The organism is Pseudoalteromonas sp. MEBiC 03607, from assembly GCF_004792295.1.
GTDB lineage: Bacteria > Pseudomonadota > Gammaproteobacteria > Enterobacterales > Alteromonadaceae > Pseudoalteromonas > Pseudoalteromonas lipolytica_C.
Map to the genome: position 1 here is coordinate 3,105,516 of NZ_SRRY01000001.1, position 13,146 is coordinate 3,118,661.

11 protein-coding genes are annotated in these 13,146 nt (G+C 41.9%); 7 read left to right on the forward strand and 4 right to left on the reverse strand.

Annotated elements, in window-relative coordinates; genetic code table 11:
• Window positions 1-28: 28 nt before the first annotated feature.
• Window positions 29-1,957 carry a phytase gene (locus E5N72_RS14170; RefSeq protein WP_135925727.1) on the forward strand — a complete coding sequence of 643 codons (1,929 nt, stop codon included), beginning with the start codon at window positions 29-31 and terminating at the stop codon, window positions 1,955-1,957.
• A gap of 58 nt (window positions 1,958-2,015) precedes the next feature.
• Here E5N72_RS14170 and E5N72_RS14175 read toward each other — a convergent pair whose 3' ends face one another.
• The 3 genes from E5N72_RS14175 to E5N72_RS14185 form a co-directional block, all read right to left on the reverse strand.
• Window positions 2,016-3,602 carry an L-lactate permease gene (locus E5N72_RS14175; RefSeq protein WP_135925728.1) on the reverse strand — a complete coding sequence of 529 codons (1,587 nt, stop codon included), beginning with the start codon at window positions 3,600-3,602 and terminating at the stop codon, window positions 2,016-2,018.
• 78 nt (window positions 3,603-3,680) lie between these two features.
• Window positions 3,681-4,265, reverse strand: a complete 585-nt coding sequence (locus tag E5N72_RS14180; RefSeq protein ID WP_135925729.1) for a VTT domain-containing protein — start codon at window positions 4,263-4,265, stop codon at window positions 3,681-3,683.
• Window positions 4,266-4,324: 59 nt separating this feature from the next.
• Window positions 4,325-5,233 (reverse strand): GGDEF domain-containing protein, encoded by a 909-nt coding sequence (locus E5N72_RS14185; protein ID WP_135925730.1) that lies wholly within the window; start codon window positions 5,231-5,233, stop codon window positions 4,325-4,327.
• A gap of 237 nt (window positions 5,234-5,470) precedes the next feature.
• Here E5N72_RS14185 and E5N72_RS14190 point away from each other — a divergent pair, with 237 nt between their 5' ends.
• Window positions 5,471-6,703, forward strand: coding sequence for a TMEM143 family protein (locus E5N72_RS14190; RefSeq protein ID WP_135925731.1), 1,233 nt, complete (start codon window positions 5,471-5,473; stop codon window positions 6,701-6,703).
• A 142-nt stretch (window positions 6,704-6,845) separates the two neighbouring features.
• Window positions 6,846-8,885: a S9 family peptidase gene (locus E5N72_RS14195; RefSeq protein WP_135925732.1), complete on the forward strand. Its 2,040-nt coding sequence runs from the start codon at window positions 6,846-6,848 to the stop codon at window positions 8,883-8,885.
• Between the two features lie 33 nt (window positions 8,886-8,918).
• Here E5N72_RS14195 and E5N72_RS14200 read toward each other — a convergent pair whose 3' ends face one another.
• Window positions 8,919-10,049 (reverse strand): ROK family transcriptional regulator, encoded by a 1,131-nt coding sequence (locus tag E5N72_RS14200; protein ID WP_135925733.1) that lies wholly within the window; start codon window positions 10,047-10,049, stop codon window positions 8,919-8,921.
• 154 nt (window positions 10,050-10,203) lie between these two features.
• Here E5N72_RS14200 and fucP point away from each other — a divergent pair, with 154 nt between their 5' ends.
• The 4 genes from fucP (at window position 10,204) to E5N72_RS14220 (ending at window position 13,144) form a co-directional block, all read left to right on the forward strand.
• Window positions 10,204-11,493, forward strand: a complete 1,290-nt coding sequence (gene fucP / locus E5N72_RS14205; RefSeq protein WP_135925734.1) for an L-fucose:H+ symporter permease — start codon at window positions 10,204-10,206, stop codon at window positions 11,491-11,493.
• Between the two features lie 80 nt (window positions 11,494-11,573).
• Entirely contained in the window at window positions 11,574-11,924 is a 351-nt protein-coding gene (locus E5N72_RS14210; RefSeq protein ID WP_135926302.1) for a hypothetical protein, read from the forward strand.
• Entirely contained in the window at window positions 11,924-12,304 is a 381-nt protein-coding gene (locus tag E5N72_RS14215) for a hypothetical protein (RefSeq protein WP_135925735.1), read from the forward strand. Before E5N72_RS14210 ends, E5N72_RS14215 begins: the two co-directional genes overlap by 1 nt.
• 84 nt (window positions 12,305-12,388) lie before the next feature.
• Window positions 12,389-13,144 carry a transporter substrate-binding domain-containing protein gene (locus tag E5N72_RS14220; protein ID WP_135925736.1) on the forward strand — a complete coding sequence of 252 codons (756 nt, stop codon included), beginning with the start codon at window positions 12,389-12,391 and terminating at the stop codon, window positions 13,142-13,144.
• Window positions 13,145-13,146: the final 2 nt, after the last annotated feature.

Consider the following 13,146-nt stretch of genomic DNA (forward strand, 5'->3'; position numbering starts at 1 on the left):
GCTGCCTTGTTGTATATTTGGGGATCCCATGAATTTTAAAAAACCACTTAATCTTGTTGCCAGTGCAGTAATGCTAAGCACCCTAGCTGCGTGTAGCCAAACAACGGCAACCGAGGCACCAAGCAAAAACCAATTAACAGCCTTTGGCACAACTGAAAATATGCAAGGCTCACAAGCGGCAGCCCTTGCTGATGACACTTGGCTATTAAGCTCACAAAGCCAAGGCCTACAACTTATTGATGCCACAGGTAAACAGCACGGATTACAAAAAGGTAACTTCGAAGCGCTATCTGTTAAAGCAATCAACAAAAACAGTTACCTTGTTGCTAGCATCGACAACGAAGCCGACCAAGCGGTGATTTTTAGCTTACAAAAAGCGCCTAAATGGCAGCTGACTGAAATTAGCCGGATCAGCCCACCCAAAGCAAAACCTGAAGCGGTGTGTTTATTTGCTAACCCGACCACTCAAGCTGTGTCGGCGTTTGTGACAGACGCTCGTGGTCTTATCCGCGAAACACTGGTGTTTGATATGGCAAACAAACGCGCATTAAACCTTGAATTACGTGAGTTTGCTGGCGTAAGTGAAACATCAGGCTGTGCGGTTGATGATAACAGTAAAACTCTTTATTTAAGTGAAGGCGAGCTAGGCATTTGGCAAATTAACGCAGATGCTGAATCGCGCGCCGATAAAAAGCCCGTGGCTTTGATGTCGCCATTTGGCAGCTTAGCGCCTGAAGTTGGCGGTTTAAGCACAACAGATGATGGTAGCTTATGGTTCACCACCTCTGAAGATAACCAATTACATCGCTACGAAAAGAGTACTAAACGTTTTAGCAGCTGGCAATTTGCTGGTGAACTGGCGATTGAATCTGCCGCAGTGCGCTTTAACAATAAGCAAGCTGATATCGTGTTATACGATGACGAATCAGGTCATTATGTAAAAGGTCAAATAGATGGGCAGGCTAAACAACATAATAGCGCTAAAACAGCCGCTGTTACTTACATCAATGCACAAGCGCAAACCGATGCAGTACGTGCTTTTGGTGATGCCGCCGATGACCCTGCCATTTGGGTAAATCCAAAAAATGCAGCAAAAAGCCTAATTTTAGGCACCGATAAACGCCGTGGTTTAATGGTATATAACCTTGCTGGCAAAGAGCTACAAGCGCTAGAAACAGGCCGTTTAAATAATGTTGATGTGCGCCAACATGCTAGTATCAACAACGCAACGAATACCTGGATTGCAGGTAGTAACCGTTCTCATAACAGCATCAGTGTTTATAGCGTGGATACTCACAATCAGGTGCAACATCTTGCTGAGCTGCCAACGACTCTAAACGAAATTTACGGTATGTGTATGTACTCATCAAACACAGGCAACTATGTGTTTATGAATGACAAATCAGGCCTATTTCAGCAATACAAACTAACTGGTAATAATGAGAGCGTATCAGCACAACTAGTACGCGAATTTAGTGTACCGAGCCAACCAGAAGGTTGCAGTGCAGATGATAAAACCGCACAGCTATTTTTAGGTGAAGAAGACGAAGGTATTTGGTTTATTGGCGCTGAGCCAACAGCAGGAAATAAACCTGTAATGCTACAAACCGTGAACGATATGTTGGTTGATGATGTAGAAGGCATGGAAATCTATCACGCGAAAGATGCCCGTTATTTAGTGGTTTCTAGCCAAGGTGATTACAGCTATGTGCTTTATAAAATTATCGATGGCAATACCCCTAGCCTTGAATTTGCAGGTAAGTTTGCAATCAGCAATAACTTAGAGTTAGCAATAGATGGCGTTTCAGAAACCGATGGCTTAACGGTAACACCGGCTGCGCTTCCGGGCTACCCTGAAGGGGTGCTAATTGTGCAAGATGGTTACAACCGTATGCCGCAAGCACCGCAAAACTTTAAGATTATTGATTGGCGCGAAGTAAAAAAAGCTATTCAATAAATTACTCCGTAAAGGTGCTCGGTTTATCTGAGCACCTTTTTTATCTGCACATGTTTAATCAGTAAAATAGGTAACTAAAGCCCCCAACTATTGCTCCGTAAATTAGCATCGGCAAAAAGGTTTTCTTAAGCACTGGCCCTTCTTGATTATTCACTCCAACAATACTGGCTACAGCAATAATATTGCTAATACAGATCATATTCCCCATCGCCGCCCCTGTTGATTGCAACGCAAGCACTAAGGTTTCTGATAAGCCCACTTGCTCAGCAATACCATATTGAATACCGCCAAAGGTAAGATTAGACACCGTTGCCGAGCCTGAAAAGAAAGTGCCGAGTGCCCCCAAGTACGAGGCAAATAACACCCAGTGCTCACCGCTTAAATCAGCAAAGGTACTCGCCATATAAAATATGGGCGCATTATAGCCGCCTTGCATTAAAATATTCACCATCACCAGCGCCCCGATTAAAGCAATACATGGCATAGCAATACGGCCTAAGGTGTCGGAGCACATTTGCTTTACTTGTGGCTTACTCATTTTAAGTAACGGCACGCAGATCAACACCACCAATACAAACGGGATCAAGGCTGGAACAAACAAGGTTTTATATGACCACTCCACTGAGGTGCCGAATATCTCATGTAAAGATAAGATCAGCGCTTTACTTGATTCAAATTGCGCAAAGCCCAAATTGACACTCAGCCAGAGCGTTTCGTCGTTAAGCAGTGCTTTAATACCCAGCTGATGAATACGGGTTATGACCAGCACAACAATCAAGAGTAATAGCGGGAATAAGGCTACAAACAGCGTTTTAGGTGTGAACTCAACCTTGTTTTTCGAGCTTTGTGTATTTGCAGCTGATTTATCTAAACCCACTCCCCGGCTTGCCAAATAAATAGTGACTAATAGCCCCACTGCACCACCAATCAGTGATGGAAACTCATAGTTCCACTGGGCAAACAACCAATAAGGCAAGACACATGAAAACACGCTTAGATAAATGAATACGCTATTTTGACGCACCTTTTTTAGTGGCAGCACTAGACACAGCGCAATCATAGGAATAACCAAAGCAGCAATAACATGACAAAGTGCCGTCCATTTTGAGATAGCCAGCACTTGCCCATCATCTAACTGTAGCGCCGAAAAGCCAAACCACGTTGGCGTGCCCACAGCACCAAAAGAAACGGGAATTGAGTTTAAAATAAGAGTGAAAACAATCACTTTAAAAGGCGAGAAACCAAGCCCGACTAAAATAGGCGCAGCAATAGCCGCTGGCGTACCAAACCCCGATGCACCTTCGAGCATAAATGCAAATGCCCAACCTATGATCATCAATTGCGCAACCTGATTACTACTTATTGATTCGAGCCAGTGTTTAATCGTGGTTTCGGCTCCTGATATTGCCAACATGCGATTAAGTAAAATAGCCCCGGCAATAATCGAAATGGGCGTCATGACAGACAACACACCAGCAAACACATTGGCAAGCAACAGCCTTAAATCAGCTTGAAAGTAAAACAGTTGCAGTAAAGCAGCGAGCAGCGCCGTTATTGGTAAAGCAATGTAAGAAGCGATGGGGCTGCGTTTTACCATCATCCAGATCAATAGCAAAATAGGCAGTGCAGCCACTAGGGTATTCATGGGTCATCCTGTTGTTTTTTAGTGCTTTCCTTAATTAAAAGTATAGACAGGATAACCATAATCAGTATTTTTTATTTGTTAAATGAGTGTGCTAAGCCACCAAATTAACAGTACTAACACAGAAATAGCGACTAAGGCTTTGGTTTTGTGCTTTTGAATAATTCGCTCAGCCTGATTACCCGCGTAATAAACAACTGCAGCAAGGGCAAAGTAACGGATTGAGCGCGCAATGACCGTAGCCAGTAAAAAGAGAAAAATTGAATACTTAGTTGCACCCGCGGCAAGCATGGCAATTTGAAATGGAATGGGCACTATACCGAGCGTCAATACAAACCAAAAGCCTTGTGCTTGCATTTTTTGTTTAACTTGCTCGAATTGCTCAGGATTTGAGAAGGTATTAATTACCCAATCGCCTACTACATCAAATAGGTAATAACCAAGGGCATAACCAAAAATAGCACCAATAATACAGCCAATGGTCGCCATTAATGCGATTAACCACAGCTTTTCACGGCGAGCTTGCATTAACGGAACAAGCACAGCTTCAAGCGGAATAGGCACTATGGTTGACTCTAAAAATGATGCCACCGTAATCGATTTAAGCATATGTTTAGAGTCGATAAACTGCCGTGTTTTTTGCTTTAACTTTTTAGCAATTGCCATTATTCATCCTTAATCGTTTTGCTCGGCTTTAGGGTACAACAAAAACCCTTAACCGTCCCTTACGGTTTATGAATATAACGGCTACGGCCTTGGTTTTTAGCCTGATATAGTGCCTGATCAGCTCGTTTCATTGCATTACTAAATGTTTCTGTGGCGCGTTTTATAGCTGAACCTACACTCACACTGAGTGTTTTACTCGGCGTAACCATCACGTTACTGGCCAAGCACAATAGTTGCTGACATGTCTGACTCAATATTTCTTGATCTTCAGTTGGAACAAATAAAGCAAACTCTTCACCACCTATACGGGCAAATAAAATTTGCGGGTCTAATGCCTTATGGCATTGCGATACAAAATCAATCAACACCTGATCGCCAACATCATGACCATGTTCATCATTGATCGCTTTAAAGTGATCAATATCTACAATTACAATACTATGCGGTGTATCTTGATTTTGCAGTACATAGTGGTAGAAATAACGGCGATTATAGGCTTTGGTAAGCACATCTGTTTTTAGCTCTTCTTCAAGTTGCTCGCGGGTTTTAGCTAAGTCTGATAAAGCTAAAAACAAACCAAAGCCAGTAACCAACATACCAATTGTTCGAGCAATATCCTCGATATAAATTCCCACCCAAATAGGCTGAAACACAAGTTCATCTAGAAAGTCGAAGGTCAGCCCGACACTCCATAGAAAAATACCAATACTTAAAAATAAATAGCTTCTTTGTGCTACTACCGATGTTTGCACAAAGGCAAATATACATATGAGGATCAATAGATTAATGGCATCTGTTAATACGCCATTGAGATAAATATCATTTTCTAATCGATTAAAATGGTAAAGATATGTCACCACAATCATCAACAATGAAATAATGAACACGCTTATAAAAAGCTGCTTTATAACTAGAGGTACTGAGTTTAACTCAGCTTTAACTTCGATTGGTGGAGGTTGTATACTCATAACAGATCACGACAACTTACTGCAATTGGCTCAACATTAGCAAAGCGTGTTTAAAAGTGCATGACAAAGCGACCGTGAATTTTAAAAACCAGCATTTTGGCTGGAGTAATTAACCTAAAACAATCCCTTTTAACCAGCAAAAAAGTCTAACGTCATGCTATTTGTTTGTAACAGTCGCATTCTCGAGATTAATTTTTTATCATCTGAGCGAATTCTGTTTAAATAAATATTAGCATAATGATTAACGCACGCTTTATTCCTTTTCGTAAACACGACATCATCAACCTTTGCCAAGCCTATTTAGGTGAGTCGCAATCAAATTCGTTTAAGGAGTTTGCTACACTTTTGCAAAGCGTGACCCATTATCAATATCACGGGTTGCTGGAGTCATTAAAAAACAACTATGCGCCATTTGACCCTAATAGCGATACCCGCACGCTGAAACCTATTACCGATGCTGAGCGTGCCAACTATCAATCAGCTTTTGCTAAAGATTTTGCCACGGTACTCAATGCCGCCAATTTTGAAACCATTACCAATCAAGACTTGCAAGATGCACTTAAAGAAGAGTCTTTATTTAAAGTCCGTTTGGCTGTTGAGTTTAACGACTTTGCAGAAGTGGTCTTTTATCGTCGCGGCGAATCGCAAAAAACCGAGACGCTACGCAGTTTTTGGGGACTGCGCAAAAAACAAATTCAGTTCACCAACTATGACCGCGTTGCCATTTTCATCCGTTTTAAAGACGAGCAGTACTTTTTAGAAAAAGGCAAAATGCCGGTAGGATTCGAGCCCAATTCAACCATCGTCAAATTATTCCAGAATGTCCCCAAAGCCGATTTAGAAATGCTGTTTCCGAATAGCGAAGTAAAAATGCGCCCGATTGATAAACTTATCATTGGCTCATCTGCCCTGATTGGTGGTGCTGTGGTGTTGGTAACAAAATTAGGCGCGTCAATTTTACTACTTATTGCCTTGATTGCTTTTTGGGGCGGTTGGCGCAGCGAAGAAGTGCATATGAGTCAGCAGCACTTTATTACCTTTGCAATCGGCATGGGTGTGTTTGGCAGCTTTATATTTAAAGAGTGGAGCAAGTTTAAAAATCGTAAAATTCGCTTTATGAAAGCACTGGCCGACAACTTGTATTTTAAAAACCTCGATAACAACGCAGGTGTTTTTCATACCCTCGTTGATGCAGCTGAAGAAGAAGATGTAAAAGAAGCGCTGCTTGCCTACACCTTTTTATTAAAGAGCAAATCTGAGATGACGGCAGAGCAATTAGATAAGCAAATTGAGCAATGGTTTAACGAGCAACATCATTGCCAGCTCGACTTTGAAATTGATGATGCTTTAGACAAACTCATCAAGCTTGAACTGGTTAATCAAAACAATGATCTTTATTCGGCGGTTGATTTAGCCAATGCCAAACAACGCTTAGATAGTCGTTGGGATGACTATTTTAAGTTTGCCTAAGCCTTTAAAATCAGGTACTAGCGAAGCACATATAGACTTTGAGTCAATTCAACTGGGGTAAATGCAACTTTATCTCAATGTGCTTGCGCACAGCATGGTCTGCTTTTAGGATAAAATTTTACGGCTAAAAAAAGACCATTCCATGCAATTAAAAAAATCAATTTTTATTGGAGCCAGCTTGCTGTGCGCAGCAACAACAGCTCAGGTATATGCTAACGACAAATTTGTTTCTGAAGATATTTTTCAACTTGAATACGCAGGCGACCCACAAATAAGCCCAGACGGTAAAAAAATTGTTTATGTGCGTAGCGGCTACGACATCATGAAAGATGGCAACAAACGTAGCTTTTGGCTGTACGATTTAAAGTCTGGTCAACACACGCCGCTGTTTTCTGATGAACATAACTACAGCCAACCAACTTGGTCTCCAGATAGCAAGAAAATTGCTTTTACCAGCAACTCAAGTGGCTCAAATCAACTTCACGTTTATTGGTTAGCACAAGACAAACAAGCATTATTAACGCAACTACCAAAATCAGTACGTAACTTAACTTGGTCAAATGATTCTGAACAAATTGCCTTCACCATGAGTATTCCTGAAGGTAAATCTGCGTTCGCTAAATCAGTAAAGCTGCCAAAAAAACCAAAAGGCGCCGAGTGGTCAAAACCAGTTAAAGTAATTGAAAAAGCGCGTTATCAAGCTGATGGTGCAGGCTTTTTAGAACCTTCATATCGTCACGTTTTTGTTATTCCTGTTTCGGGTGGCACACCACGCCAATTAACATCGGGTGATTATCAGCACTATGGTCCACTTGCTTGGGATCCAAGTAACACAAAACTGGCTTTTTCTGCTGATCGCAATGATGAGTGGGAATACCGCACTACTGAGTCAGACCTTTATGAAATTAACGTAAAATCAGGTGAGCTTACACAGCTAACAGATTTACCGGGCCGAGAAAGCAATCCTTACTATGCTAAAGACGGTGATGAACTAGCCTTTGTTGCTCGTGATAACGCCCCTGTGCCTTATATTAACTCAACGCTGTCATTACTTGATTTAGATGATAAATCAATCAAGCATATTACTGAAAAATTAGACCGTTCAGTGGCTGATTATAAGTGGTCAGGCGATGGCGACTTTGTTATTCAATACGATGATTTTGGTAAGCGTAAGCTCGCTAAAGTAACCAGCCGCGGTAAGGTAACTGATTTAACTGATACGCTATCGGGCACTTCAATTGGTCGCCCGTATGTTAGCGGTAGTTTTAGCATGGCCAACAATGGCGCAATTGCTTATACAAAAGGCAACGAGTATCGCCCAGCTGATTTAGGCTACCTATACAAAGGTAAAACTAAAACGCTTACTTCATTAAACGAAGATATATTAGGCCATAAAAAGCTAGGTAAAGTACACGAGTTGAATGTTAAGTCGCAGTTTGACGGCCAAGCCATTCAAGGTTGGTACATCACGCCACCTGATTTTGATGAGAGCAAGCAATATCCATTAATGGTTGAAATTCACGGCGGTCCACATCTAGCCTATGGCCCAAGCTTTACTGCTGAATTACAACGTTATGCCGCTGAAGGTTATGTGGTTGTATATGTAAATTACCGTGGTTCAACAAGTTACGGTAAAGACTTTGCATTGCTGTTAGATGGTAAATACAGCTCAGAAGAAGACTTTGCTGACCATAACTCAGCGGTTGATGCCATGATCGCGAAAGGGTTTATCGACAAAGATAACTTATTTATTGCTGGTGGTTCAGCAGGTGGTATTGCAACGGCTTATGCGGTTGGTTTAACAAACCGCTTCAACGCTGCGGCAATTACCAAACCAGTGATCAACTGGTTAAGTAAAACACTGACTGCCGACAGCTACATTGGTCAAATTCGTAACCAGTTCCCGGGCATGCCATGGGATAATGTTGAACACTACTGGAAACGTTCGCCGCTTTCATTAGTGGGTAACGTAACCACGCCATCATTGATCATGACAGGTGAAGAAGACCGCCGTACGCCAATTTCAGAATCAGAGCAATTCTATCAAGCATTAAAACTGCAAAAGGTAGATACCGTACTTATTCGTGTACCGGGCTCACCACATGGTATTGCGGGTCGTCCATCGCGTATGATTTCGAAAATTGAATACACGCTTGCGTGGTTCAAACAATATCAGAAGTAATAAATTAAACAGGAGTGAGCTGCTCACTCCTGTTTAAAAATAATGATGACTAAGCGCAAGTTGGGCAGAGCCTATCGACTGCGCTTTTTCTCCGCACACACCTAAACTCACTTCACAGCTACGTAGTCCACGACTATCTAAGCGTGCAAATGCTGCAATTGATAACTGCTTGAGCTGTTCAAGCGCTTTACTCGGTAACGGCGAATCAATAATCACAGCTTGCATATCTAACAAACTTAAACTGTTATGCATGGCAATACTGATAGCCTCTGCGGCTTTTTCAAGCCAAGGCTGAACTAGCCGTTTATGCTCTGCAAACTGACTGTCGGTAAGCTCGTAAACTGAAATGCTAAGTTGCTGCTTATCAAACTCGCTTTGCAATGACAGTAACGAACATTGGCTAAGTAACTGTTCGCGTTCAGCGTTTAGCATGGATCCTATTGCACCGGCATTACCACTTTTGCCTTCGAGAAGCTGATGGTTAATCACCACAGCGCCACCTAAAAAAGCCCCTAAATAGACATATAAAAAATCGCTATAGTTATTAGGATTTCCGAGGCTTAACTCTGCACAGCAGGCTGCGTTATTGTCGTTATTAATATAAACCGGTAACTGAAACTGACTTTCTAAGTAGCCTTTCAAATCAAAGTTTTGCCATTGGCTAAGGGGATTTTTTGCTGAGTCTGAAGTTGCTTGCCATTGCCAAATATCAAACGGCATAGCGACCCCAAGCCCGCACACATGTGAGCGCAGCTCAGGTTCTAATTGGCTTATTAATTGTGGAATATGTGTTTCTAAAAATACTTTAAGTTCATCAACCGATGCCTCATTCACCTCCAAAGATACAGACGCTCTTTGTGTGCTTTGTAAATCAACGAGTATCAGATCGAAGCGTCGTCGTCCGATTTTTAAACCAAAACTAAACGCGCCATCAGGGTTAAGCCTAAATGGCACACTTGGCTGCCCTACTCGGCCTTTAACAGGTGCATCACGAAGCAATAGCTTATCTTCTTCGAGCTTGTTGATATTCACTGTTGCCGCCTGAGCAGACAAAGCTAACGCCTTCGCTATTTGTGCCTTAGGCATGCTTTGCTGCTGCCTAATTAAACTTAAAATTGCGCGCTCGTTATTGCTTCTTGGTGCTCGCGATAAACTGCTCTTCATAACATCCTTCTTGATACAACCTGATAAGCGGCCTATTAGACCTGTTTGGCGTACTATCTACCAGTCAAAATAATAAATCAACTAGGTTGATTTATTATTTGTAGTCGTGAATACTGTCGGCCACAACAATATGAACACATTAATCTGGTGAACTATGCAAACACAGTCCGCTATTGTATCGCGCCAAATGCTATGGCCTTTTATTCTGCTTACAATTTGCTTTGCTGCTTGGGGCACTGCAGCCAATATGACAGACCCATTAGTGAAAGTTTTTAGCAAAACATTTTCGATGAGTGCCTTGCAATCAGCACTGGTGCAGTTTAGTTATTACGGCGCATATTTTTGCTTAGCTTTACCGGCGGCAATGATCAATAGACGGTTTAATTATAAAACGGGGCTGTTAGTAGGTTTAGCCATGGCCGCCTGTGGTGCTTTATTGTTTTACCCTGCTAGCCAAACCATGCTCTATAGTCACTTTTTATTGGCCTTGTTTATACTTGCAGGTGGTTTATCTATTTTAGAGACCTCTGCAAATCCCTATGTCATGCAGTTAGGATGCGAGCAAACAGCAACCCGCAGACTTAACCTGGCACAAGCTTTCAACCCCGTTGGGACTAATATTGGTGTGTTTTTGGCGGCGACGTTGATCTTACCAAACTTAAATCAAGCCGATAGTGCAAGCCGTGCTTTGATGAATGAGGCACAATTAAAAACCGTTGTTAGTGCTGAACTCGATGCTGTGATGGTGCCGTATGTAGGCATGGCCTGTTGTTTAATCTTGCTATGGCTATGTATTTTCTTTAGCCGCTCTCCTGCAACAGAAACAAAAGTAGCAGCGCAGCCATACAAACTTAAAAAGACCTTTCAACATTTGTATCAAAACAAGCATTATCGATTTGGTGTGCTGGCACAATTTTTTAATGTTGGCGCTCAAACCTGTGTATGGACCTACACCATTGGCTACACCATGGAAGCACTTAACACCACAGAGGTGACTGGTGGCCAAGTATTACAATATTCGATGTTGGTATTTTTAGTATCTCGCTTCATTATGACATGGCTCATGCGCTTTATGAGCGGCGCTAAATTACTGCGTTTTATGGCTTTAGTTGCAGCTGTACTTTGTTTTATTGTTGCAACGCAAGTTAATTTAATAGGCGTAGTCGCACTTGTTGCTATTTCGAGCTGTCTATCTTTGATGTTTCCAACCATTTACGGCACAGCACTTGAAGGCCTAGGTGAAGATGCAAAAGTGGGTGCAGCAGGCTTAGTAATGGCTATTTTAGGAGGCGCATTTTTACCGCTGATCCAAGCCGCAACTATAGATGCCTTTAACACTGCGGTTTCGTTTGTTGTACCACTTGTTTGCTTTTTAATTGTTGCTTTGTATGGTCACCATACCAAAGTAGCAGCAATACCCGCCAAAGCGCAGTTGCAGGACTAAACGCATCAATGAGATAATGCACCTCGTTTACCTACTTAAGCGAGGTGTATCGTCAATTAATGGCACATATTACATTTTTCATGGTCAAGTTTTTGGCCTTTTCTGTTGGCTGTTTTGCCTGTTTTTTACTTCATGATCAAGCTAATGTTGCCCTTGTTTTATCTGCCGCAGTTACTGGGTTAGTTGGCACATTCATTCCTTTTCCTGCTCGTTTTGGTAATCACCCATATGCAGCCATATACGCTGGCAGCTTTGCTGGCATGTGCTCATCAAGTTTAATTAACAGCTACTGGGAACTGAGCTTTATCTCTTTAATTGGTGCCTGCCTTTACGTATTAACTATGAATCTATTTGCAGGTTTTGGTGGTCGTCTTGGTAGTGTTGCTTTTGCCAGTGTGGCGCTTTATATGCTGGCAAAAGGGGTCTTTTAATGGATTTATTTATTGCTATTACCGCTTTATTAGGTGCCTACTCAACGTACTTTTTAGCGCATCATAATCGCTTTGATGGCATCCGTGCATCAGCGGCTACCAGCATTATTGCATTTAGTGTCTTGAGCCTTTTATCTGTTGATGTGGAGCTCTACAGCGTGGCTTTCTTTGGCGGGACTTTCATTGGCATGAGCGCACCAAAGCGCTTTGGTATCTTCACGTTAGCCATATCTTCGTTACTATTTGCAATGTTGTTTGAATACTTAGTGCCACGTTTGCATGGCTACGGCGGCGCACTTGGCGTAAGCGCATTTTTATCTGTATGTGTTTGTCATATAGGTATTTTACTGGGTGCTCCTCGCAGTAAAAAAAGTAACTAAATCTTACGCAGCAGCTAAAAACCTATACCTTTTCACTAATATTAATTAATATGTTAATAACTTGTTTAAGGATAAAGGGTCTTTATGCTGCTCCGCTCATTTCTGATTGCTACCCTGCTTTGTTTCATCAGTTGTGCGACGGCTGCGAAAACACTGACCTTTCTTGCCGAAGATTTACCACCGTACCATTTTAAAAATCAGCAAGGCGAAGCAGACGGTGCGCTTGTTGAAGTAGTAAAAACAGCTCTGGCACGCGCAAACATCTCCGGCGAATTCAGAATTATGCCAATGGCACGGGCTTTTTATGTGCTTGAAAACAATCCAAACATGTTAATGATTTCGTTACTAAAAAATCCAGCTCGTGAAAGCCGGTTTAAGTGGTTAGCACAAACCTATTTTTCAGATGCTTACCTCGTTGACCTTGCGAGCAAAAGCCACAAAATATTTAGTTTAAAGCAAGCTCAGCAGTACCGTGTCGCGACTATTCGAGGCTATTCAAGTGAACATTATTTGAAGCAAGCGGGATTTAATGAAGATAAAAACTTGGTGCTAGTCAGTCATTACCATCAACTTTGGCAATTGCTTGAAAAAGAGCGCATAGACTTTGTGCTTACCAACACTCTAACCTTGCAAAACGAACTGGCATTATCTGGAGTTGAACCTAGTGATATTCATAAAAGCCTACACTTAGATGACTTTCCGTCAGGTCTTTATTTAGCTGCAAACCTTAATTTAGATAAACAACTCGCAGCGCAATTAAGAAACGCGGTTGAAGCTTTGAAGCAAAGTGGTCAATACCAAGCAATATTACAAAAATGGCAGTTGCCTTTACCTAATTAAAA